Origin of the sequence: Rhodococcoides navarretei, assembly GCF_038069675.1 — a bacterium.
Taxonomy (GTDB): domain Bacteria; phylum Actinomycetota; class Actinomycetes; order Mycobacteriales; family Mycobacteriaceae; genus Rhodococcoides; species Rhodococcoides navarretei.
This window is the reverse complement of record NZ_JBBPCN010000001.1, coordinates 5,224,236-5,249,448: the sequence shown is the minus strand read 5'-3', so window position 1 is coordinate 5,249,448 and position 25,213 is coordinate 5,224,236. Positions and strand designations below refer to the sequence as shown.

Sequence of the window (25,213 nt, the reverse complement as noted above, 5' to 3'; positions counted from 1 at the left end):
GACTGTTCACCATCGAGCGCCCTCGTCCGGGCCCCGAACGTCCCCGTTCATCACAGCTGACTCAGCGCCCGCTCCAGCGTCGGCCACGATGCCCGCAGTGCGTCCTGCCAGTATTGCCACGAGTGTGTTCCGGCCGCCGGGAAGTTCGTCGTGACCGGGATGCCGAGTTCGCCGAGACGGTTCACCAGGTTGTGAGCGCACACGTTGGCTCCGGCCTCGATGAGGCCACCCAGAACTGCCTGGTCGACCAACGGCGGAGATCCGGCAGGCCGGACGTTCCCGGGCATCTCGTATTGCCCGGGCAGTCCGCTGGCGTTGGAGACGAACAATTCGAGTCCACGGAGTTTCTCGGCGTTGACAAGTGGATCGTGCTCCACCCACTGCGGATCGCCGTCGGGTCCCCACATGTTGTCGGTGTTGCCGCCGCCGCGCAGCTGCACCAACGCGCGAATGAAGGAACGAGTCACCGGATCGCTCGTCTGCGCGCACCCGCTGTACGACGCCACGCCTCGGTACAGTCCCGGAGCCTGGATGGCGAGATCGAGCACCGATCCCGCAGACATCGACAGGCCCCCGATGGCGTTGACGCCGTCGGCTCGCAAGGCCTCGTCGAGCACCGGCGGTAGTTCGTGGGTGAGGAAGGTCTGCCACTTGTTCCGGCCGAGCTTCGGGTCGTCGCGTTCCCAGTCGGTGTAGTAGCTAAGGTACCCGCCGACGGGCATGGCGACGTTGACGTTCTTGTCCGCGAAGAAGTCCACGATGTCGGTCTTGGCCAGCCAGTTGGCACCGTCGACACCCGCACCGGCACCGTTGAGCATGTACAGCGTCGGCCGGGGCACGGACGTGTCGGACGGCCGGATCACCTGGATCTTGACGACGGTGTCCATCGAGGGCGAGCGCACGAAGACGTCCCAGCGAGTGTCGTCGATCTTGTCGATGCTCTCCACCGTCCCTACCGGACGGTGGACCTGATCGGTGGGAGCCACGGGTTGCGCCGACGCGACCGTCGGAATTCCGAGCAGCAGTCCGGCGGCCAGGGCCAGAGCCGTCAGGCGTGGAGCTTTCATCGATTCTTCAGTTCTTTCTTCTCGGTGGCGCGAAGTTCGTGGGCGATGCGTGGGCCGATGGCAGCAAGGGTGGACGACGCGCACATCTGCCAGTGCGTGGCCCGGACGGAGACGACCGTGGTCGATCCGGCGATGTGTGGATACCACGGTCCGACGCCATGGCCACCGTCCAGACCGGCGGCGAAGAACAGGACATCACCGGGGTAGACGCCCGGTCGATGTTGTTGCAGCAGTGCGTGATTGTGTTGCGCGGATGCGATGAGGCGCTCGATGTCCGCGCGGTCGAGTATGCCGCCGGTGTCGACGGAGTCGAGCAGTTCACCGGCGGTGTCGAGAGACACGACCTGGCCCGCGGGCACGGCGAGGTCGAGGCCGAGTCCGGACATCAGGTCGGCCACGGGAATCGCATCGGCCCAGTCGCCGCTGTCGCCGTGGTGGGCGTCGAGCAGCACGAGCGATGCGACTCTCCGGCCGGACGTTACGAGCTGCACCGCCACCTCGTGTGCAATGACACCGCCCAGTGACCACCCCAGCAGATGGACGGGGCCCTCGGACGCGACGCGGCAGATCTCGTCCACGTAGCGAGAAGCCAACTGCGACAGTGTGGTCGGCAACTCGTCCGGGGTCGGGGTCTGCAATCCGTACAGCGGATTGTCGACATAGTTGCCCAATCCCGTGTAACACCAGGACAATCCGAGTATCGGGTGAATGCAGAACACGGGAGCGCCCTCGCCGGCCTCGCGGAGCGGAAGGAGCACCGCCAGCTCCTCGGAATCGGCCGCACCTGCGGAGATTCGCTCGGCAACGGCCGTCACCGTCGCGTCCATCAGGAGCGACTGCATACCGATCTCGTACGACCGGGCGCGGAGTTCACCGATCACTCTCATCGCAGAGAGGGAACTGCCACCGAGTTCGAAGAAGTTGTCGTCCAATCCGATTCCATCGGACTCCAACACTGCCTCGAAGGCCTCGACGACGGCGATCTCCGCAGCGGTGGTGGCGGGACGGTACGCGGTGGTCCCGAACACCGGTGCCGGGAGCGCGGCGACATCGAGCTTTCCGGTTCCGGTCCGCGGAATCTCGTCGATGACCGTCACCGCAGCCGGCACCATGTGGGCAGGCAGAGATCGCCGGGCATGGTCGCGCACGTCCTCCGGTAGTGCACTGCCCGTGATGTACGAGACCAGCGCCTGCTCCCCCGCCGGGCCGGGTACCGCGAGCGTCACCGAGAGCTCGACACCTGCGTGCGCGGTCAGCGCCGCGTCGATCTCCCCGGGTTCGATGCGGAAGCCGCGGATCTTGACCTGCTGATCACTGCGGCCGTCGTACAGTAGACGACCGTCGGCGGTACGCCGCACCAGGTCTCCGGTGCGGTACATCCGCGATTCGGGATTCAGGGGATCGGCCACGAATCGTGTTGCGGTCAAACCGGATCGGCGGTGGTACCCACGAGCCAGTGCGGGCCCGGCGACGTACAGCTCCCCGCGTACTCCGATCGGGACGCAGCGCAGGCGGGCATCGAGGACCATCGCGCGGAGCCCGTGCAGTGGTCGGCCGAGCGTGATCGGCTCGCCGGGGCGTACCTCACCGAGAGTGGAGATGTCGGTGGCCTCGGTGGGCCCGTACCCGTTGAGCATCAGGCGCCCACGGCTCCACTTGGCTACCAGTTCGGCGCTGCATGCTTCGCCGCCGACGCACAGCACCTCCAGGCAGTCGAGACCCTGGGGATCGAGCGTGGACAGTGCGGACGGTGTCATCAGCGCATGGGTGATCTGCTCGTCGCGGATGAACGCGGCCAGTTCCGCCCCGCCGAGAACTGTCGGCGGTGAGATGACGAGCGTCGCCGCAGCGGACAGCGCCGAGATCATCTCGCCGACGGCCATGTCGAAACTCGGAGACGTGTTGTGCAGGAATCGCGCCGAGGGTTGCACTCGATGCAGTTCCTTGCGGGACGCGGCCAGATTGGCCAGGCCGCGGTGACTGACCACCACCCCCTTCGGTCGCCCGGTCGAGCCCGAGGTGTAGATGACGTACGCGGCGGTCGACTCGAGCACGGGTCCGGTGAGTTCTGTTGCAGCGACGGGTGTCTCGTCGGCCGGCTCGAACTCGGTGAGAAACGTGGGATCGTCGAGTTCCACCCACGGGACATCTGCGACCAGAGCGCGTCGAGCATGCGAGGTGGTCACTCCGAGTACCGCACCGGAGTCGGAGATCATGTGTGCGATGCGCTCGGCCGGATACGCCGGGTCGACCGGCAGATATGCTGCGCCGGTTCGCGTGACGGCCCAGGTGCACAGCACCGACTCCGCCGAGCGGGGCAGCGCCACGGCCACCACGGTCTCGGGCCCGACCCCGTATCCCAGCAGCACGCGGGCCAGCCGGTTCGCATAGGCGTCGGCCTCTCGGTAGGTGTAGTCGATTCCGTTCCAGCGCAGCGCAATTGCGTCAGGACGGGCGGTCACGGCCGCGTCGAGGAGCTGGCCGAGGGTCCGAATCGGGGTGTCGGGCGGGCCGTACAGTACTGCGTCGCGGGGTGGTGCGAGGTCGCCGATCGCGGCCGACGGGTCGGCCAGAGCGGCATCGAGAAGCGCGACGAACTCGTCGGCGAATCGACGCGCGGTGTGCTCGTCGAAGAGATCCGTTGCGTAGCGCAGAGATCCGTCCAGACCGTCGGCATCGGTGATCGTCAGTGCCAGATCGAAGCGGGTGACCTTGGATTCGTACGGAAACGGCGTGATAGCCAGCCCTGGGAGATCCACGCCCCGAGGTCGTTCGGTCTCGAGCGCCAGCAATGCCTGGAACAACGGGGAATGGGCCGTCGAGCGGGCAGGCGCGATGGCCTCCACCACTCGATCGAACGGTACGTCGGAGTGCTCCATCGCGGCGAGATCGACGGAGCGTGTGTGCGCCAGAAGTTCGGTGAACGATCGACTCGGATCCACGTTCGATCGCAGCACGAGGGTGTTGACGAACATCCCGACGACGTCGTCGAGCGCACCCGATCCGCGACCCGACACCGGGGTCCCGACGGGGATGTCCGTGCCCCCGGTCAGTCGAGCAAGCAGAGCTGCGTACGCCGCGTGCATCACCATGAACACCGAGGTCCCGGTCCGGCGGGCAAGGGCCCGCACACCCACAGCGGTCTGCTCGGACAGCGAGAACTGCACCGCACGTCCACGTTTGGACGCCACTGCCTGCCGGGGTCGATCCGTCGGCAGGTCGAGTACCGTGGGCAGGTCCGCCAGAGTTGTCGTCCAGTATCGAATCTGCCGCGACAACACGGAGGTCGGATCCTCGTCGTTGCCCAGGACCTCGCGTTGCCATACGGCGAAGTCGGCGTACTGCACCGGCAGCGGAGTCCACTGCGGCGGGGTGCCATGGACTCGTGACCCGTAGGCGAGCGCGACGTCCCGTGCCAGCGGTGTCATCGACAGACCGTCGGCACTGATGTGGTGCACGACGAGGACGAGTACGTGCGCGCTCGGCGCGGTCCGCAGCAGCGCACCGCGCAACGGCACGGCGGCGGTGACGTCGAATCCGCGGCCGATCACCGCAGCCACCCGTGCCAGCACCTCGCTCTCGTCGATGTCGACCGGGTTCAGGTCGAGTTCGACGTGGTCGAGGATCACCTGGGCGGGACCGGCTCCCACCACCGGGAAGTAGGTGCGCAGCGCCTCGTGCCTGGTGAGCACGTCGTCGACTGCGAGTTGCAGTGCATCACAGTCCATATCGCCGTCCAGGTGCACCGTGAAGGCGATGTTGTACGCGGCCGACGCCGGCTCGAAACGGTTGAGCAACCACATCCGCATCTGCGCGAACGACAGGGGGATGTTCGACGGTCGCGGACCGGCCACCAGACGCGGCAACGCGGAACGTTCGGCCGCGTCGACTGCACCGGCCAGCGAGCGCACCGTCGTCGACTCGAAGATCGTACGGACCGCGAGCGCGGTGCCTGCGGTGTCGTTGATGTGCGCGATCACCCGAGTGGCGGAGAGGGACGTGCCACCGAGTGCGAAGAAGTCGTCCTCGGCACCGACTGCAGTGACATCGAGGACCAGCGCGAAGGCTCCGGCGACGAGGTGTTCGGTGGCAGTGGCGGGTTCGGCGAAACTTCGTGCGGTCGGGGTCGGCATCGGCAGCGCCGCGCGATCGACCTTGCCGGAGCCCGTACGCGGTAGGGCGTCCAGGATCGTGATCGCCTGCGGCACCATGTGATTGGGCAGCAAGCGTCGCGAGTGGCTGCGAATCGACTCGGGATCGAGCACCCGCCCCGCAGCAGGCACGACGTAGCCGAACACCTGGGAGCCGTTCACCGCACTCACCGCCTGAGCGACGCCGTCGTACTCGGCGAGCACGGCATCGATCTCGCCGAGCTCGATTCGGAATCCGCGTACCTTCACCTGTGCGTCGGCGCGGCCGATGAACTGGTAGCGATCGCCGTGCGGATCGGAACCCGCGGCACCGACCCGGGTGATCCTGCGGACGAGGTCACCGGTGCGATACAGCCGACGACCGCCGTGATCGGCGACGAAACGTGTTGCCGTCATGCCGTATCGGCGATGATAGCCCCGGGCGACGGCATCCCCGGTCAGGTAGAGCTCGCCGACCGAACCGGTGGGTACCGGATGCAGCCGATCGTCGAGGACGACCGATTCGATTCCGCGCACCGGACCGCCGATCGACACGGGCGATCCGGCCTGCACGGGCCCGTCGATCGTCGCGAAGACGGTGGTTTCGGTGGGGCCGTAACCGTTGAAGAACCTGAGGTGCTCCGCCCACGCGTCGGCGAGGGCCGGGGGGCAGGCTTCGCCACCGACGACGATGGTGGTCGACGCCGAGATCTCGGACGGGTCGACGGTGGCCAACGCGGCCGGGGTGACGAAAGCATGGGTCACGCGCTGCAGCACGGCCGTGAGTTCGGAACCGCCGAGGATTTCCGGGTCGGCGATCACCATGGTCGATCCGGCCCCGACGGCCATCAGCAGTTCCAACACCGAGGCGTCGAAGCTGGGCGACGCGAAATGCAGGGTAAGAGAGTCGTTGTCGAGACCGAACCGATCGACGAGGTCGGCAACCAGGTTCACCAGGCCGCGGTGGGAGACGACGACGCCCTTGGGGTGCCCGGTGGTACCCGAGGTATAGATCATGTATGCCGGGTGATCGGGTCGAAGCATCGCGGTCCGGTCGAGGTCACCTACCGGTGTGCAGTCGATCAGCGGGTCGGCTGCATTGTCGATGGAGATCCAGGTGTGCTCTCCAGGCAGGGAATTCAGGTGATCGTCGTCGGTGATTCCCAGACTCACACCGGAATCGGTGAGCATGTAGTCGATACGTTCGGCTGGATACGTCGGGTCGATGGGAACGAATGCGGCACCGGTTTTGGCCACCGCCCAGGTTGCCAGCATCGAGGAGACGCCACGGCGCAGCGCTATCGCCACGTACTGCTCCGGCCCGATACCGCGCCGCATCAGTGTGCGAGCGAGGACGGTCGCAGCATCGTCGAGCGTGGAGTACGTCCACTTCGAAGCACCGCTCTCGAGCGCGATACCGCTGCCTCCCGCACTCATGACCGCGCCCGCCAGCAGATCGGGCAGTGTGCGGTGTCCGAGCGCGGGGGCACCGACGAGCCGGGGTGCTTCCTCGGCGGTCAGGATGGGGATGTCTCCCACCGGTCGAGTCGGATCTGCGAGCGCCGCCGTGAGGATCGATCGATACCGCTCGGCGAGACCGGTCACCGTCGATGCGTCGAAAATGTCGGTCGCATAGACGATCTCCACCGACGCGGTGTCTGCGGCGAGCGAGACGGTGACATGCAGATCGAACTTGGCCGCGACGTGCGAGGTGTCGAGTGGACGAACGGACAGATTCGGCAGCTCGACGGACGGTGGACTCGCGCCCTCGATCGAGAGCATCACTTGGAACAGCGGGTGGTGCGCCGTCGATCGCGGCGGCTGAAGGATCTCGACCAGTCGCTCGAACGGTATGTCAGCGTTGGCGTAGGCGTCGAGGTCGCGCTCGCGCACCGAGTTCAGGACGTCGGTGAACGATTCGGCTGGGTCGATGTATGCGCTCAGCACGAGGGTCCCGACGAACATTCCGACGAGGTCGTCGAGTTCGCGTTGCCCGCGTCCGGCCACCGGAGTGCCGATGGTGATGTCGCGCTGACCCGAGACACGGGCGAGCGCCACTGCCAAGGCGGCGTGCACGATCATGAAGCGGGTGCTTCCGGTGCGCTCGGCGAACGTACTCAGTGCGGCGACGGTGGTGGGTTCGATGTCGATCGAGACTCGATCACCCCGGTGGGACGCCACCGGTGGATGCGGTCGATCGGCGGGCAGCGTGAGCCGCTCTGGCAGGTCGTGCAGTGCGGACGTCCAGTACCGGATCTGCTGGGATGCAGGCGAATCCGCATCGGACTCGTCGCCGAGGCGCTCGAGAGTCCACAGCGCGTAATCGGCATACTGCACCTCGAGCGGCGTCCATTGCAGGTGGAGGCCGGCGGCGCGAGATCCGTACGCGATCATGACATCGCGCGCGAGCGGATTCATCGACCATCCATCGGCGGCGATGTGGTGCGCCACGACCACGAGGACGTGGTCCTCCGGTGCCAGCTCGAGCACGGCCACACGCAGTGGCGGCGCAACGGTGACGTCGAATCCCTGTGACGCGAGGGCGTAGAGGGCACCGTCGAGCAACGATTCTGTGGTCGTGGCGACGGTCACGTCCGGGTACCGAGACGTGACGACCTGCTCGGGGCCGGCCGGGCCGTCGGGGTAGACGGTACGCAGCACTTCGTGGCGCTCGACGACATCGTTCAGACCGACACGCAGGGCATCGACGTCGAGTGCGCCGGTGATTCGGAACGCCGCGGCGATGTTGTACGCACCCGAGGACGGGTCGAAGCGGTTGAGCAGCCACATCCGGTGCTGTGCCGGAGACAGTGGAATATGCTGCGGCCGTGCGCCTGCGACAATGGCCCGATGACCGCCGCCGCGGCCGAGACGCTGTGTCAGGGCACGGACGGTCGGCGCCTCGAACAGGTCTCGGACTCCGAGGTCGGCATCGAGCTCGGCATTGACGCGCGCAATCACCTGCGTGGCGGTGAGAGAGTCGCCGCCGAGGGTGAACCACGACCGCGTAGCGCTCACGCTCTCGAGCTCGAGCACGTCGGAGAAAATCTGTGCAACAGCGTGTTCGGCGTCGCTCGACGGCGGTACGAACTTATCGGCCGAAACGTGCGGGTCGGGAAGTGCGGTGCGGTCGAGCTTTCCGGTGGCACCGAGTGGCATCGCGTCGAGCACGACGATGCTCGACGGCACCATGTATTCGGGCAGGCTGCGCGCCACGTGGGCAGCCACGTTGTCACGATCCGCCGTGCCCACGATGTACGCGATCAGGCGGTCCTCGCGGACCAGAGCGACGGCGGAGTTCACCCCCGCCACGGCGTGCAGGGCCGACTCGACCTCGCCGAGCTCGAGACGCTGACCACGGAGCTTGACCTGGAAGTCGTTGCGGCCCAAGTACTGCAGTGACCCGTCCTCGGACCACCGAACGAGATCTCCCGTGCGATACAACCGGAGTCCGGCGGGCGCGGCGACGAAGCGTCCGGCCGTGAGATCGGCGCGCCCGGCGTAGCCGCGAGCCAACTGCACTCCGCCCAGGTACAGCTCACCGGTGACGCCCATCGGCACGGGCTGCAGCGCCGAGTTCAATACGTGGACGGTGGTGTTCCAGACCGGCACGCCGATCGGCACCGACCCCTGCTCGCCGGGCCGGGTGCGGTGGTAGGTGACGTCGACGGCCGCTTCGGTCGGTCCGTACAGGTTGTGCAGTTCGGCATCGACCGCCTCGTGAAAGCGATCGACGATCGCTCGGGGCAGCGCCTCCCCGCTCGCGAACACCTGCCGCAGCGAACTGCATCGTTCGGGCGAGCCGTAGGACAGGAACAGCTCGAGCATCGACGGTACGAAATGCACTGTGGTGACCCCGTGTTCACGAACGAGAGTCGACAGGTACATCGGGTCGCGGTGGCCGTCGGGTTCGGCGATGATCGTTCGTGCTCCGGTCAGCAGTGGCCAGAACAACTCCCACACCGAGACGTCGAACGTCGCCGGAGTCTTGTGCAGCACGACGTCCTGGGGCGTGAGCGGATACTCGTGCTGCATCCACAGCAACCGGTTGACGATCGCGCGGTGAGAGACGGTGACACCCTTGGGCTTTCCGGTGGAGCCGGAGGTGAACAGTACGTACGCCGCGTGGTCAGGACGTAGGTGTGGCAGGGGATCGAGCGGTGCCGTGCTGACGCCGTCGAGGTCGAGGGTGTCGGGATCCACGACCTCGATGCCGACGTCGTCCAGCGCACCGAGAATCATCGACGGTGATGCGGCAGCGATCATGTGCTCGATGCGGGCGGTCGGCATCGACGGGTCGATGGGGAGGTAGGCACCACCCGCGGCGACCACCGCATGCACTGCGACGAGCTGATCGAGCGAGCGGGCCATCGCCACCCCCACCACCACGTCCGGTCCCACCCCGGTGCTGCGCAGATACCTGGCCAAGCATCGAACTCGGGCCCAGAAGTTTCCGTACGTCAGACTCCGATTCTCGAACACCGCTGCAGTAGTGGAGAAATGCTCGTCCGCCGCTGCAGCGAGGAGGTCGACGAGCGTGTGGGTGGCCACCGGGTGTTCGGTGCTGTTCCAGGACGCCCGAAGCGCATGCTCGTCCGCCGAGAGCAGGTCGAGTTGCGTCACCGGAGTCCGAGTGTCGCCGCTGAGTCCACGGAGCGCGCGAGCGAACCGATCGGCGATGGACGACGCCCGTGTTGGATGGACGGACGCCGCAGCGTATTTCAGCGTGATGCGCACTGTCGGCTCGAGGACGGTGATCAGTGTCAGCGGGTAATGGGTGGCATCGGTGACGCGGAGGTCGCGTACCCGCAGGCCGGCGATGTCGGTGTCGCGATCGAGCGCGGAGTGGTCCACCGGGTAGGACTCGAACACCGTCAACGTGTCGAATCGGGCCCCGACCCCCACCCGTGCGCGAACCTCGGGCAGACCTACGTGGTGGCTGTCCAGCAAGTCCACGCTCTGGGTCTGCAGGCGGGAGAGCAGCGATGCCACGGTGTCGTCTCGGTGCACGTGCACCCGCACCGGGAGGGTGTTGATGAACAGTCCGAGGGTGTCCTCCACACCGGTCAGATCGGCCGGCCGGCCGGAGACCGTCGCCCCGAACACCACGTCGTCCCGACCGAGCTCTGCGGCGAGAACCAGTGCCCAGGCCGCCTGCACGACGGTGTTGACGGTCACCGACAGGTCCCGCGCCCTGGCCTTCAGGGCCGTCACCGAGGCGTCGTCGAGAGCGACGGCGAGCTCGGCGGGCAGGTCCTGTTCGCCGCCGTGACCGGGGGCGAGCAGCGTCGGTTCCTCGACGCCTGCCAGCGCCTCGGACCACTTGTCCAGTGCACCTGCGTGATCGCGCTCATCGAGCCACTTCAGGTAGTCGCGGTACGTTCTGGCCGGGATCGGGATGGGACCGTCGGCGGCGTAGAGGACCAGCAGTTCCTTGACGAAGATCGGCATCGACCAGCCGTCGAACAGGATGTGGTGGTTGGTCACCACCAGGGACGCCCCGTCCTCGGTCGTGACCAGTACGAACCGCAGCAGCGGTGGCGCGTCCAGGTCGAATCTCGCGCTGCGCTCGGCGTGAGCGATGGCCGGAACGTCGACGCGACCGGCATCGACGGTACGCCAGGGCAATTCGGGGTCGGCGAGTACCAGCTGTACCGCTGCTCCCCTGGTGTCTCTGACGAACGCGGTACGCAGGCTGTCGTGGCGCGCGAGCAATCGACTCGCGGCGCGGTGCAACCGGGCTTCGTCGATGTCGCCGCCGAGATCGAACACCAACTGGGCGGTGTAGACATCGACGTGTCCGCGCGTGAGTTCGGAGTGGAACATCAGTCCGTGTTGCAGCGGGGCGAGCGGCCAGATGTCGGCCAGCTCACCGAAAGTGCTCTCCCACTCATCGATTCGATCCTGCGCGACGGCCACCAGCGGAACATCGCTCGGCGTCAGCCCGCCGACGTCGGGGGTTCCGGCGTGCTCGGCGAGACGATGCAGCGCAGTCGTCCACCGATCCGCCAAGCCGCTGACGGTGTCTCCGTCGAAGGCACCGCGGGGGTACGCGAACGTGGCCCGAAGCTGCCCGTTGGTGACAACGGCATTGATGTCGAGTGCCACTGCCACCGGCAGGTTGTCGCCACTGCTCGAGTCGATGTCGGCCGACGCATCCGGGAGCCACCCGCGCCCGCGGAGGGCGTCGGGAATGTCGGTGGTGATCCGCCCCAGATAGTTGAGTCCGATCTGCGGGGCGTCGTGTTCGGTGAGCAGTGCGGCGGTGCGGGGGTTCAGGTATCGCAGCAGCCCGAATCCACTGCCCTGGTCTGTGCCGGTGCCGTGGCTCGGGATGGCGCGGGCCTGTTCCTTGACGAGCTTGACTGCGGCGGCCACCGAGCCGTCACCGGCCAGGATGCGCTCGGCGTCGACACCGTCGAGCGAGAGCCGAACCGGATGCGTGGAGGTGAACCAGCCGACCGTCCTGGACAGGTCGGCTCCGGGCACGAGATCCTCGTCGCGGCCGTGACTTTCGACCGAGACCAGGAACGACGACGATACGTCGGCTCGGACCGCAACGGCCAGCGCCGTCAGCAGAATGTCGTTGACGGTTGCGCGGTAGGCGCGGGTCAGCGGTCCCGTCAGTGCCTCGGTGATCTCGGCGCTCAATTCGACCGACGCCCGGTCTCGGGTGCGACCGAGGTCGATCGCTGGATCGAGCGCACGGCGACCGATCGGTTCGTTGGGCCCGTCGAGAATTGCTGACCAGTCGGGCAATTCGGGCTCGGCGCGTTGGGCGGCCTCGCTCAGTCCGTGGGCCCAGCGACGCATGGAGGTGGCCACCGGCTGCAGGACCACTGCAGACTTCGCCTGCACCTGGTGCCATGCCGTGGCCAGATCCGGAATCAGGATGCGCCACGAGACACCGTCGATCACCAGGTGGTGCGCGATGACGATGATCCGGCCGACCTCGTGGGTGTCGATGATCTCGCGAGTGCCGAACCGAGGGGCAACCCAGACGACCTGCAGCATGACGCCGTCCCGCGGCCGCAGCCGCGATGCGAACGCCCGTGCGGATTCTGCTACGACGGAGGAGAATTTACGGCTGCCTGGCTTGGTGGTGGTGGACACGTGGGTGACGACGGCATCGAGATCGATGCTGCCCTTCGGCTGCACCGTGAGACCGTCCTCGGTGAGGACGGAACGCAACGCGTCGTGATGGTCCAGTATCGCGGCAACGGTGCGCCGCAACCCGTCGAGCTCGAGATCGACCGGTGCGGTCAGCACGATGCTCTGGTGGAACGTGTCCATGGCATCGGCTCGGGTCGACGAGCTGACGGTGTGAGACATGATCGGTGTCAACGGCATAGCGCCGACCCCTCCGCCGGGAAGCTCGTCGAGGGTCACCTGATGGGCGGCGTCCGTCGCCACCTCCGCCAATCCGGCGACGGTTCGACGCTCGAACACGTCTCGCGGGGTGAACACCACCCCGAGCGATTTGGCGCGAGAGACCAACTGGATGGCGACGATGCTGTCGCCGCCGAGGGCGAAGAACGAGTCGTCCACACCAACCGAATCACGTTGCAGCACTGCGGCCATGGCGTCGGCGATGGTCTTCTCGACCGGCGTGACCGGGGCGCGGTAGGCGGCCGCGTCGGACTCGAAGGTCGGTTGTGGCAGTGCGGATCTGTCGACCTTGCCGGTGGGGGTCAGTGGGATGGCGTCGAGTTCGACGAACATCGCGGGCAGCATGTGCATCGGCAGGAATCGAGAGGCGAAGGTACGCAACGCCGTGTGATCGAGTGCCGTGGTGTCGGCCGGCTTGACGTAGGAGACCAGGATCGATGCTTCGCCGTGGTGGTGGACGACCGATACCGCGAAGTCGACGCCCTCGTGCTGGGACACGACCGCGTCTATCTCACCGAGTTCGATGCGGTGACCGTGCACCTGGACCTGAAAGTCGCTGCGGCCGACGAACTCGAGCTCGGCCGAGTCCAGCGGACCGGTCCACCGCACGATGTCTCCGGTGCGGTACAGACGGCGTCCGTGGCCGAACGGGTCGGCGACGAAGCGCGCGGCCGACAGACCGGTTCGGTGCTGGTAGCCGCGCGCGATGCCCGGGCCGCCGAGATACAGCTCTCCCGCCGACCCGGGGGGCACGGGACGCAACCAGCGGTCCAGCACCACGGCGCGGGAGCCCTGAACGGGTCGTCCGATCGTGATGGCACGGGGGTTGGACTGCGGCCGCGTGATCGTGACCACGATGGTGGTCTCGGTGGGTCCGTAGCTGTTGAACAGCAACGCTTTCGCCCCGAAGCGGTCCACCAGGTCCGGTGGCATCACGTCGCCACCGACGACGACGGTCTCGAGGTGATCGAGCTCGGCCGCATCGACCGTGGTGAGCAGCGCGGGTGCGCAGATGATGTGGGTGATACGGCGCTCGCGCAGCAGGTGCGTCAGCTCTGCGCCGCCGATCACGGAGGGCGGGGCGACCACCATGGTCGCTCCTGCGCTGAATGCCTGGATCATCTCGAACAGCGACGCGTCGAAGCTCGACGACGAGAACCGCAGCAGTCGCGACGAGGTGCTCACGCGCAGTTCGGGTCTGGCGTCCGCCGCGAAGGTGGCCAGCCCGGTATGGGTGACCAGAACGCCCTTGGGGGTGCCGGTCGAGCCGGAGGTGTAGATCATGTACGCGGCGTGGTGCTCGGTGAGGGCTGCGCGTCGATCGGCGTCGGTGATCGGTGCGCTCGATCGTGCCGCACATTCCTCGCCGAACTCCGTGTCGTCGAGATCGAGCCAGTGCACCCGTTGTGGAAGTTGCTGCGAGAGCCCCTGTTCGCTGATCCCGATGGTCACACCGGAGTCGACGAGCATGTGGGTGATGCGTTCGGAAGGGTACCCAGGATCGATCGGCACGAACGTGGCACCGGACGCGGCGACGGCCCACAGCGCGACGACGGACGCCGTCCCGCGCGGCAGGGCGACGGCGACGGCGCTGCCCGGCCCGGCTCCACGGGCGATCAGAGCGCGCGCAACGGCGTTGGCGCGGTCGTCGAGCTCGCGATACGTCAGTCTCTCGTCCTGGAATTCGACGGCCGTGTTCTCGGACGCGATCTCGACGCCGCGTCGGAGCAGGTTCGGAAAGAGTTCGGAGGCAACGGCGTCGGGGCCTGCAAGTGGTACGAGCGCGGACCGCTCGGCGTCGTCGAGCACGTCGAGTTCCAGAACGGGTGTCTCGGAGTCTGCGGTGAGGAAGTCCTCGAACAACGCGAGGAACCGACGATGCAGCGTCTCGAACTGCTCGATGCCGTAGATGTTGGGGTTGCCCTCGAATTCGAGGCGGGAGCGCGTCCCGTCGGTCGCCGGATAGATGTTGACCGACAGGTCTTCCACGGGGCCGGTGGAGAGCACGTTGAACTCCCCGGTGAGCGGTCCGAACGGCACCTCGCTCTCGTACGCCATGATGTTGATCGCGGGGCCGAAGAACCCGCGCGTCTCGGTACCTCCGCCGGCGTCGCGGCGAATGTCCTCGGCACGATACCGCTGGTGTCGCAGAGCTCCGGTCAGTTCCAACTGCACCTCGGCCACCAGCGTCGCCAGTGTGCACTGCGGGGTGATACGAACCCGGATCGGCAGTACGTTGGAGACCATCCCGCCGGAACGTCGCAGCACAGCTGTGGTGCGGCCGGCCACGGGCAGGCTCAGTACCACGTCGGTACTCCCCGTCATCCGCGCGAGAAACGTTGCCACCGCGGCGATGGCGAGCGGAGCGAACGCCGAGTCGAGTCGGCCCGCTGCACGATCCAGGGCCTGCTGCATGACCTCGGGGAGATATCCGCCGCACAGATGCGCCCGGGGCGCCGGAGGCGCGAGGACGCCCGTGATGGACGTCGGCGGCGGAAGATCGGTCGTCTTGCTCTGCCAGTAGCGGCGATCCTTGTCGAACCGTGGGGAGTTCCGGTACTGCGCTTCGGCGGCATACACCGCTCCCAGCGACCCTGCGGTCGAGTGCTCCGGCTCGCGGCCGCCGCTGACGGCGGTGTAGATCGACGCGACGCGCCGCATGAACTGAACGGCACCGTATCCGTCGAGCACGATGTGGTGGACGTGGGAGTACCAGAACACCCGGTCGCTGGAGATGAGGAGTATCGCGCCTTTGATGAGGCGACCGTGGGTCAGATCGATGGGGGTGCTGTACGAGGCACGCATCCACTCCCGCGCTGCTGCCTCGGGGTCCGTTTCGCTACGGAAATCGAGCACTACGGTGTCGTCACCTTGCTCGACGTCGATGTACTGGTGCGGTTCTCCGTCGATTTCGATCAAGCGCAACGATCCTGCGCCGAATTCGCGCGCAGTACGCCTGCCGGCGTATCTCATCAGATCGATATCGACGGCACCGCGAATATCGAGGTAATTCGCAATGGTGATGGGTACTGAACTCAACAAATGTTGAGCAAACCATAATCCGCGTTGGGAGGCCGTGAGTGGAAACGGTTCGGTGTCGTCGATGGACGTACGATCGATCTCTTCTTCCCGAATCGTCAGTGAATCAACGGATTCCACAGACTTGCCTCTTCGCGCACGTAGGGGAGCGGTGTCCGGCGCGTCGTCACGCTGAGAATGGAAATCGACGTTGCCCCGAACGTCCTCCATTTCGAGCATTGCCCGAACGGAGTTCCAGCCACCGGCCTATCGAGTCAGGTTTGCACACGCATTGGAAATGGGTCAACTGCCTGCGCTGCATCGGCGGGGACATTGTGAATACACAGAATCCCACTCGGCCATTCGATGACAATTGACAACGCCGAAAGGCGTCCATAATCGACTGTGATCGACTACGGACGCCTTCGGCGTGCTGCTGGTCGGTAGCTGTCAGGCAGACTTCCAGACTGCCACGACGGACGGCCGCGGCTGGGTATCGCCGCCGTCGGGCCAGTGCGAGACGGGCGCGTCGGCAGTGGCGTCGTCGCTCTCGCCCGGGTGCTGTACACACACCATGACCCGCTCGTCTGAGATGATCGGACCGCAGGTCTCACCCCCGGCGGGGACCGTCAAGAACTGGCGGGTCTCTCCTCGGCGCGGACCGTCGAGCACCACCGCGAACAGACCGTCGTTGGAGTCGAGAGCGTTTCCGTCGGTGGAGACCCACAAATTGCCCTTGGAGTCGAACGCGAGGTTGTCGGGGCACGAGATGGGGCTGACCTGGCTCTTGTCGAACCCGCCGAAGTACGTGTCGGCTTCGTTGGGGTCACCGCACACCAACAGCAGGTTCCAGGTGAAGGACGTGCCCGCATGGTCGTCGTCGAGCTCGAGCACCTGGCCGTTCTTGTTGGTGTTGCGAGGATTGGCCTCGTCGGCCGCGGCCTTGCCCTCGGTGCCGCGGTTGGAGTTGTTCGTCAGCGCGACGTAGACCTTCCCGGTCACCGGGTTGGGCTCGAAGTCCTCGGGCCGGTCCATCTTGGTCGCGCCCACCTTGTCGCCTGCTTGGCGGGTGAACACCGCGACCTCCTCGGCGGACATGCCGCCGACGAGTGACGTGCCACGGCCGTCCTCGCCGGTCTCGAGCAGCGGGATCCACGTTCCGGTGCCGTTGAACTCGCCGTCGGCGGGCAGCGTGCCGGAGCCGTCGATCTCGTCCGGGGAGTCGCCGGTGAGGGTCGCGACGTACAGCGTGCCCGCATCCAGCAGGGTCAGGTTGTTGCGCATCGCCGCAGCGCCGGTGCCGGGCATCATCTTTCGGCTGGAGACGAACTTGTACATGTAGTCGAAGCGCTCGTCGTCACCGCTGTACGCGACGACTGTGCCGTCGTCGGTGACATAAATGGTGGCGGCTTCGTGCTTGAAGCGTCCCAGCGCGGTGTGCTTGATCGGAGCCGACTGCGGATCCCACGGGTTCACCTCGACGACGTACCCGAATCGGTTGGGCTCGTTGGGCTCCTGCGCGATATCGAAGCGCTTGTCGAAGGTCTCCCACTTGCGATCGCTGGCGGCACCTTCGATGCCGTAACGGGCGAGTCGCTCCGCGGCCACGGTCTCGGTGACCGACTCCGCGTTGCCGAAGTACTGGTTGAAGTTCTCCTCGCCGGACAGCACCGTGCCCCACGGCGTCAGGCCACCCGAGCAGTTGTTGAACGTGCCCAGGACGCGGGTACCCGTCGGATCGGCGCTGGTCTTGAGGAGGTCGCTGCCCGCAGCCGGGCCGGTGACGACGAACTCCGTCGTGCCGGTGATGCGGCGGTTGTACCGGCCCATCGCGGGGGTGAGCTTGCCCGAGTTGCCCTCGCCCTGAACCTGAACCACGCTCAGACCGTGTGCGGCCAGCGCGATGTCGAACTGCTCGCGCGTCGGCTTCTCCGCGTCGTAACCCTTGAACATCGCCGGCTCGGTGGTGTACTCGTGATTGACCACCAGCAGGAAGGCGTTGGGCGTTCCCTCCACCGGCAGCAGACCGGCGAAGTCGTTGTTGAAGCCGAACTGCATCGCCTGTGCGGCCGCGGTCTGGTTGTCGAAGTCGAACGCCGGAGCACCGTCGACCACCGGATCGCCCCAGCGGATGACGACGGCCTGCTCGTGGCCCTCGGGGATCACCACGGCGTCCTCGGTGTTCGGTTCCACCGCAACGAAATCGACGCCGTCCACGGGCGGGGTATCGGCACCCGAAGTGCTCGAGGTTCCGCTTCCGGTGGTGGCCGGCTCGTCGGTCGAGCACGCCGCAAGAGCGCTCCCCGCACCCACGGCGAGCACCGCCATGGCACCGCCCTTGATGACACCGCGCCGCGACATCGCGGTCTTGACGATATCGCCGAAGTACTCACCCTTCGACGTGTTGGGCACCTCGTGGAAACACGCATCTCCGCACTTGTACTTGCACGTCAATGATGATCGCTTGGAGCTTCCGTCGTGAACCGCGAACAAGGGTAGTGGCTTCATGAATGGGCACGCTGTCACCCAAAAGCGAAAGTAAAGGAACGCTCAGGTGAAGTCGCGGACAACGAGGCTGCCCTAACGTGCTACAGCACCTGCGACAGAAACGCTTTCAGTCGATCGGTGTGAGGATCGTCGAACAACTGCTCCGGCGTTCCGGTTTCGACGGCGCTGCCGTGATCCATGAACAGCACCCGGTTGGACACCGATCGCGCGAAGCCCATTTCGTGGGTCACCACCACCATGGTCATTCCGCCCTTCGCGAGGTCGGCCATCAGCGCCAGGACGCCCTTGACCAACTCGGGGTCGAGTGCAGAGGTGGCCTCGTCGAAGAACATCACCTCGGGCTTCATGGCCAGGGCTCGCGCGATGGCGACGCGCTGCTGTTGACCACCGGAGAGGTTGCCCGGACGCGAATCCGCCTTGTTGGCCAAGCCCACCAACTCGAGCTGCTCCATCGCGGCTTCGCGGGCCGCTTCCTTGGACAGGCCGAGCAGCTTGTGCGGGCCGAGCGCGATGTTGTCCGCGACGCTCTTGTGCGGGAACAGGTTGAACTGCTGGAACACCATGCCGATGCGTTGACGCAACTCGTCGGGGTTGTCCTTCAGGACCGACTTGCCGTCGAGCAGAATGTCGCCCTGCTCGGGTTCGTGCAGCCGATTGAGCGCGCGCAGCAACGTCGACTTGCCCGAGCCCGACGGCCCGATGACCGTGGTCGTCGTGCCCGCCGGGACGTCGATGCTCACCCCGCGCAGCACCTTGTTGGTACCGAAGGACAGGTGGATGTCCTTGCCTGCGAGCGAAACGGAAGTCATGTCAGCCTCTTTCCACGACGACGGCCTGCTCGACCGGGTCCAGCGTCTGCTCGGCCTTACCGGTCCGCAGTCGCTTGTCGATGTAGTTCACGAGATGAGTGAGCGGCACGGTCAGCACCAGGTAGAACAATCCGGCCGCGACGAGCGGGGACAGGTTTCCGGTCTGTGCGTTGAGATCTCGGCCGACGGCGAACAGCTCGCGTTGGGTGGCGAGCAGTCCGAGGAAGTAGATCAGCGACGAGTCCTTGATCAGCGAGATGAACTGGTTCATCAACGCCGGCAGGACGCGTCGGACACCTTGCGGAACGACCACCAGGTTCATCGATCGACGATGGCTGAAGCCCAGTGCCCGTGCGGCTTCCATCTGTCCGGCCTCGACGCTCTGGATGCCGGATCGGAAGATCTCACCGATGTACGCCGCGGCGAGCAGCGAGAGTGCCGCCGCGCCCAGCCAGTACGGATTGCCGCCGGTCACCCCTTGCACGACCGGGCCGATACCGAGCCCGATGATCAGAATGATGACCACCGCGGGGAGGCCGCGGAAGATGTCGGTGTAGACGCGAGCGGGCCAGCGCAGCCAGCGCGTGCGAGACAGGCCGGCCAACGCCAGCAGCATGCCCAGCACCGTACCGATGATGCCCGACGCCAACGCCAGAATCAGCGTGTTCGGCAGGCCCACCTTGAACAGGTCGGGGATGGCGGACTTGTACAGCGACCAGTCGAAGAACGTGTCCCCCAGCTGCGCCAGCGTGGATTTGGGTTGAACGGCAACGGCTTCGGGTGCGTTCGCGTCGTTCTGGGCGGCGATGGCAGCGAAGTCCGGTAGTTCCGGCTCGGGGGCGGCCTTGCTGCCCGGCTTGAAGCCGTCGGGCAATTCGCGAGGAACCCAGTCGGAGTAGAGCGTGGCCCAGGTGCCGTCGGCGATCACTGCGTCGAGCCCGGAGTTCAGTGCGTCGATCAGCGGTTGATTGTCGCGAGCGACGGCCCAGCCGACGAAGTTGTTCAGCGAGAACGTGTTCTGCGTGATCGCGGTGCCGTCTTCCGGCTTGACCAAGCCCTCCGCCTGCTGGGACGGGGCCACCCAGGCGTCGATCTGACCGGTCCGCAGGTTCGCGTAGGCGGTGTTGTAATCGGGAAACTTCACCGGATCCAGGCCGAGCGTGTTCACCACGTAGTCGTCCTGCAGGGTGCCCTGCACCACGCCGATTCTGCTGCCCGCGTTCAGGTCCTCGAACCGGCTGATGGGGCCGCCGGTCTGAGCAACGAGGGAGAAGTAGCCGAAGTCGTAGCCGTTGGTGAACCCGACGGTGTTGCGTCGCTCGTCCGTCGTCGTGATGGAGGACGACCCGACGTCGAAGCGGCGGCCCGCAACCTGCGCGAGCAGACCCGAGAACTCGGTGCCCGAGAAGTTGATCTGCAGGCCGAGCTTCTCGGCGACGGCCCTCAGCAGCTCGTTGTCGTAGCCGGTGTACTGGCCCGACGAGTCGAGACAGATGCTCGGCGGGGCGTCGGACAGGGTGCCGACGGTCAGCACTCCCGGCGTCGCCAATCCCAGTGCGTTGGTGTCCACTCGGTCGAGCGGAGTGACGCTCGCCGTCGTGTATCTGTCCTCCGTCGCGGCGGCTGCCGCGGCGTCGAAGTTCGTCGGGGTGGACGACGCACTGTCGACTCCGGGAGGGGCGCACAGGTCGGTGGGACCTGCGGCCGCCTGATCATCGGAGGAGGACGTTCCACACGCGGCGAGCGTGAGGGCCATCAACAGTCCGAGAACGAGAACCACGAGCGCGCGTGAGGCGCGTACGGCAAGCATGTACAAAACCCTAAGCGGACCGGGGCCCACTCACCCAAACGGCCGACACACAAGGGTTTCGCTCAACGAATTGGTGCCTACCGGTGTGCGTCCCGCCACGTGATGGCCTGACCCAGTTCGGCCAGGTCGTAGTCGGGTCCGTTGACGCCCACGGTGAACAGGGTGGCGCCGGCGTCGACGAAATCCTGAGCGGTATCCGCGCCCGGCCACGCGACCGATCGGGTGATGCCCGAGACGTCGCGTCCGACGGTGGCGCCGTGCTCGGCCAGGATCTCGGACTTGCGTTTCAGCGCCTCGAGGTCGGCGAAGCTGTGCCAGATGTGCGCGTACTCGGCCACCATCTTCAGGGTCTTCTTCTCGCCGCCCCCGCCGATGAGGATCGGAATGTCGCGGGTGGGGGCGGGGTTCCCGACGTCGAGGCGGTGGCGGATTCGGCCCAGGCTCTCTTTCAGCAAGGCCAGACGCGAACCGGCCGTGCCGAACTCGTACCCGAAGTTGTCGTAGTCCTTCTCGTTCCACCCGGCACCGATGCCGAGGATCAAGCGTCCGCCGCTGATGTGGTCGACGGTGCGCGCCATGTCGGCCAGCAGGTCGGGGTTGCGGTAACCGCCACCGGTGACGAGTGCGCCGATCTCCACGTTCGAGGTCTGCTCGGCCCAGGCACCGAGCATCGTCCAGCACTCGAAATGCGGACCGTCGAGGTCGCCGTACAGCGGGTAGAAGTGATCCCAGTTGAACACGATGTCGACGCCTGCGTCTTCCGAGCGCAACACCGCGTCGCGGATCAACTGATAGTCGGGAGCATGCTGGGGCTGAAGCTGAACACCGATCTTGACGGTCATGTACGTCTCCTCGTCGTGTGGGCTGCGTCTCCCATGATGCACCCGAACGGCATCAGCCGATGCGGACGCCGTTCTCGGCCATCATTGCGCGCAGCACGAATCCGGCTTCGAAGCCGACGATCTCGCTGACGAGGGTGATGTAGCGATCGACGAATGCGCCGCCGTGTTGCTGCTCGTTCTCGTCTGCGAAGTGATGTGCGAGCTCGTGCAACACCACCAGTTCCCGCAGCGCCCACGCGCTGTTGCCCCGATGGAGTGGCACGGCGATGGTGGCGGTGTCCGTCTCGTAGTGCGCCGCAGCCGAACCCGACCGAGCCCTGACGGTGATCACGCGACCGGCGTCGGGCCACGTGGCCGCGACCCAGTCCAGCGCCAACACCGCATCGACGTAGGCCTGCACCGAGTCGATGGAGGCGAACTTGCGCTCGACCGGCAGCGTGAGCTGCGACCCCATCACGTGCACCACGCGAATATCGCGCTCCTCGGCGCGATCGAACATGGTGCGGACCAGTTGTTCTGCGTCGTAGACGGCCGCTCGTTGCGCGTCCCTCGCCCTGCTCATCCGATCAGCCTAATTTGTGTCGTCCTGCCGTCTCGCCTACAGTTGCGTATCGACAACGATTGTCGAAGTCGTTCCCATCTCTATCCTCAGGAGAAATCGTGCTCGCCGTCGATGACCTCTGCATCGACGCGGGCCGGTCCCGCATCGTCGATCGAGTGTCCTTCGAGATCCCCGACGGCCGACGCCTCGGCCTACTGGGTGCGTCGGGATCGGGAAAGTCTCTGATCGCCGCCGCGCTCGTCGGAGCGCTACCACCCGGCATCGCCTGCACCGGCCGCATCGCCGTCGACGGCCAGGATGTCGCCGGAGTTCCGACGCCCCGCCGGCCGCGTACCGCCCGCCCCGCGATGGTGTTCCAGGATTCGGCCACCGCACTGAATCCGATGGTCACCGTGGGCAGGCAACTCCGCACGCCCGACGCCTCCGCGCTGCTCGAGCGGGTGGGCCTGCGCGACACCGACCGCATCCTGGCTTCGCACCCGCTCGAGCTGTCCGGCGGCCAGCGCCAACGCGTCTGTATCGCAGTCGCATTGGCACGTGCCAGTTCACTGGTGATTGCCGATGAGCCGACGACGGCCCTCGATGTGGTCAGCCAGGCGCGAGTGGTGGACGCGCTTCGGCAGGTGCCGTCGCTGCTGATGATCACCCACGACATCGCCGTCGCCGCGCAGCTGTGCGACCACCTGATGGTGCTCGACTCGGGTCGCATCGTCGAATCCGGTTCCACGGCAGCAATTCTCGACAGTCCGGAGTCCGATGTCGTGGCGCGTATGCTCGATCGAGCTCGTGCCGCCGACCCGTTTCGTCAGCTGGTGGCACCATGACCGGCTTGGTGGCCACGGACATCACGCGCACGTACGTTCGGCACGGTTCTTCTCGTACCGCGTTGGACGGCGTCTCGTTCACGCTGCCGCCGGGCGGTCGCATCGCCGTGGTCGGCGAATCCGGTTCGGGCAAGACCACGTTGTTGCGCATTCTGTTGGCGTTGGGTGTGCCCTCTGAGGGAACCGTCGAATTGGACCGGCGCACAGTGCGTCCCGGTTCCGTCCGCTCGCTGCGCTGGTTTCGCAGACTCGTGCAGTACGTACCCCAGGATCCCGCGACCAGCCTCGACCCACGCCGCAGTGTCCTGGATCTGGTGGCGACGCCGCTGCGACTTCTCGGCGTCGACGGCGATCATCGAGCGAAGGCAGGTGCCGCACTCGCTGCCGTCGGGCTGAACGAGCGTTATCTGCAGCGACGCCCGACGGAGCTGTCCGGTGGGCAGAACCAACGCGTCGCCATTGCGCGTGCGGTGGCATGCGAACCGCAGTACCTGTTGGCGGACGAGCCGGTCAGTGGACTGGACCCCGATCTGCGCGAGCAGGTGCTCGCAGTACTGGCCGGCCTGCCGAGCGCAGTGCTGATCGTGAGCCACGACCTGTCTGCGGTCGCTCGACTCTGCAGCGACGTATCGGTGATGCACGACGGCCGGATCGTCGAAACCGGCAGCGTGCGAGACATTCTGACCGAACCTCAGCACTCCTGCACCCGAGACCTGATCGACGCCGTACCCCGGCTTGCACGACCATCACAGGAGATCCATTGACCACCACTCTGTTGTCTACCAACGTGTTCCGTATCGGTGCCCTGGCAGCGGTAGGCACCCTCACGCTCACCGGCTGCTTCTCTTCGGGTGCCGCCGAGGACACCGCGGATCGGGCCCGTGTCGCGATGCTGCAACCGCCACGCTCGGGGCTCTCGCAGTTCAGCGACGATGCCTTCAAGCTCTCGCGCTGGTCCACCGCCGAAACCCTCGTCACGCTCGACGATCTCGGTGACGCCCAGCCCGGTTTGGCCGCCGCCTGGAATCGCGTCGACGAGCGCACGTGGAGTTTCGACATCCGACCCGACGTGAGGTTCCACAACGGTGCGACGCTTGATTCCGCCGCCGTCGTCACCGCACTGACTGCTGCCACTACCGCCGCGCCGAAGCCGCGAATCCTCGACGGCGTCGAGCTGACGGTGACCGCCACCGACGACGACACGGTGGAGGTGACCACCGAGGACGTTGATCCATTGGTGCCGCAACGACTGTCGAGTCCACAGCTCGCGATACTGGCACCCGCGGCCTACTCGGCCGGCGGCAGCGACCCCGTCGGAACCGGCACCGGACCGTTCGTGTTGACCGCAGTGAACGGCACATCCAGTGCCACGCTGGACCGCAACGAGGACTACTGGGGTGAACCCGCGAAGCTCGCCGGCATCGACGTCGACTTCGTGCCCGACGGTACGGCCCGCGCAGCGGCGCTCCGCAACGGCACCGCCGATGTGGTGGAGGCGATTCCGGTGTCGCAGGCCGGCAACATCGACCCGTCGCTGGTGCACGAGGTTCCGATGCCGCGGACCAACACCCTGTACCTGAACACGTCGGCCGGCGTGTTCGCGGATCCGGCCATGCGTGCCGCCGCACGGGAGTCGGTGGACAAGGATCGTCTGGTCGAGCAGGTCTACGAGGGTCGCGCAGACACCGCGAACGGATTGCTCGGCCCCGCGCTGCCGTGGGCCGCAGACCGTCCCGCTCGCACCGAGACACCGGCGGGCGATGCCACCGGTAAGAAGATAACCCTTGCTACGTTCACCGACCGGGCCGAGCTCCCCGAGGTCGCCGTACTGCTGCAGCAGGAACTCGAGGCGAAGGGCTTCGTCGTCGAGCAGGTGGTGCGCGAGTACCAGTTCATCGAAACCGACGCGCTCAGTAGCGCATTCGACGCCTTCATCCTCTCCCGCGCCACCGTGCTCGATTCCGGTGATCCCGTGGCATACATGTACTCCGACTTCGCCTGCGAGGGATCGTTCAACATCTCCCAGTTCTGCGACCCGCAGGTGGACGCCGCGTTGGCAGACGCCTCGGCCACCGAACCCGGAGACGACCGCCGCGCCGCGATCCTCGCTGCCGAGAGGCTGATTCTGGAGAAGGACGCAGCCGTACCGATGCTGCACGAACGCGTCATCCAGGGCGAATCCGAAGGCCTGACCGACGTCGCCCGCGATCCCAGAGAACGCACACTCATCACCGACCAGACCGCTTTCGAGTAG

10 protein-coding genes are annotated in these 25,213 nt (G+C 66.4%); 3 read left to right on the top strand and 7 right to left on the bottom strand.

The features are described 5' to 3' along the window. Window positions 1-50 precede the first annotated feature (50 nt). From AABD04_RS24790 to AABD04_RS24760, 7 genes are all read right to left on the bottom strand, one after another. Window positions 51-1,067 carry an alpha/beta hydrolase gene (locus tag AABD04_RS24790; protein ID WP_341442875.1) on the bottom strand — a complete coding sequence of 339 codons (1,017 nt, stop codon included), beginning with the start codon at window positions 1,065-1,067 and terminating at the stop codon, window positions 51-53. Next, window positions 1,064-15,745, bottom strand: coding sequence for a non-ribosomal peptide synthetase (locus AABD04_RS24785; RefSeq protein ID WP_341442874.1), 14,682 nt, complete (start codon window positions 15,743-15,745; stop codon window positions 1,064-1,066). Before AABD04_RS24785 ends, AABD04_RS24790 begins: the two co-directional genes overlap by 4 nt. Before the next feature lie 309 nt (window positions 15,746-16,054). Further along, entirely contained in the window at window positions 16,055-18,112 is a 2,058-nt protein-coding gene (locus AABD04_RS24780) for a PhoX family protein (protein ID WP_341442873.1), read from the bottom strand. A gap of 80 nt (window positions 18,113-18,192) precedes the next feature. Then, window positions 18,193-18,921 (bottom strand): amino acid ABC transporter ATP-binding protein, encoded by a 729-nt coding sequence (locus AABD04_RS24775; protein WP_341442872.1) that lies wholly within the window; start codon window positions 18,919-18,921, stop codon window positions 18,193-18,195. A 1-nt stretch (window position 18,922) separates the two neighbouring features. Beyond that, window positions 18,923-20,731 (bottom strand): ABC transporter substrate-binding protein/permease, encoded by a 1,809-nt coding sequence (locus AABD04_RS24770; RefSeq protein ID WP_341442871.1) that lies wholly within the window; start codon window positions 20,729-20,731, stop codon window positions 18,923-18,925. 77 nt (window positions 20,732-20,808) lie between these two features. Beyond that, a complete protein-coding gene (locus AABD04_RS24765) occupies window positions 20,809-21,573 on the bottom strand; it encodes an LLM class F420-dependent oxidoreductase (protein WP_243595649.1) in 765 nt (254 codons plus the stop codon). Window positions 21,574-21,625: 52 nt separating this feature from the next. Continuing rightward, window positions 21,626-22,135 (bottom strand): TIGR04338 family metallohydrolase, encoded by a 510-nt coding sequence (locus AABD04_RS24760; RefSeq protein ID WP_341442870.1) that lies wholly within the window; start codon window positions 22,133-22,135, stop codon window positions 21,626-21,628. Window positions 22,136-22,233: 98 nt separating this feature from the next. Between AABD04_RS24760 and AABD04_RS24755 the strand changes: the two genes are divergently transcribed. The 3 genes from AABD04_RS24755 to AABD04_RS24745 are packed head-to-tail and all read left to right on the top strand — an operon-like array spanning window position 22,234 to window position 25,213. Next, on the top strand, window positions 22,234-22,959 hold the full coding sequence (locus tag AABD04_RS24755) for an ATP-binding cassette domain-containing protein (protein WP_341442869.1): 726 nt from the start codon (window positions 22,234-22,236) through the stop codon (window positions 22,957-22,959). Further along, window positions 22,956-23,723, top strand: coding sequence for an ABC transporter ATP-binding protein (locus tag AABD04_RS24750; RefSeq protein WP_341442868.1), 768 nt, complete (start codon window positions 22,956-22,958; stop codon window positions 23,721-23,723). The genes AABD04_RS24755 and AABD04_RS24750 overlap by 4 nt, the downstream gene beginning before the upstream one ends. Continuing rightward, on the top strand, window positions 23,720-25,213 hold the full coding sequence (locus tag AABD04_RS24745) for an ABC transporter substrate-binding protein (protein WP_341442867.1): 1,494 nt from the start codon (window positions 23,720-23,722) through the stop codon (window positions 25,211-25,213). The genes AABD04_RS24750 and AABD04_RS24745 overlap by 4 nt, the downstream gene beginning before the upstream one ends.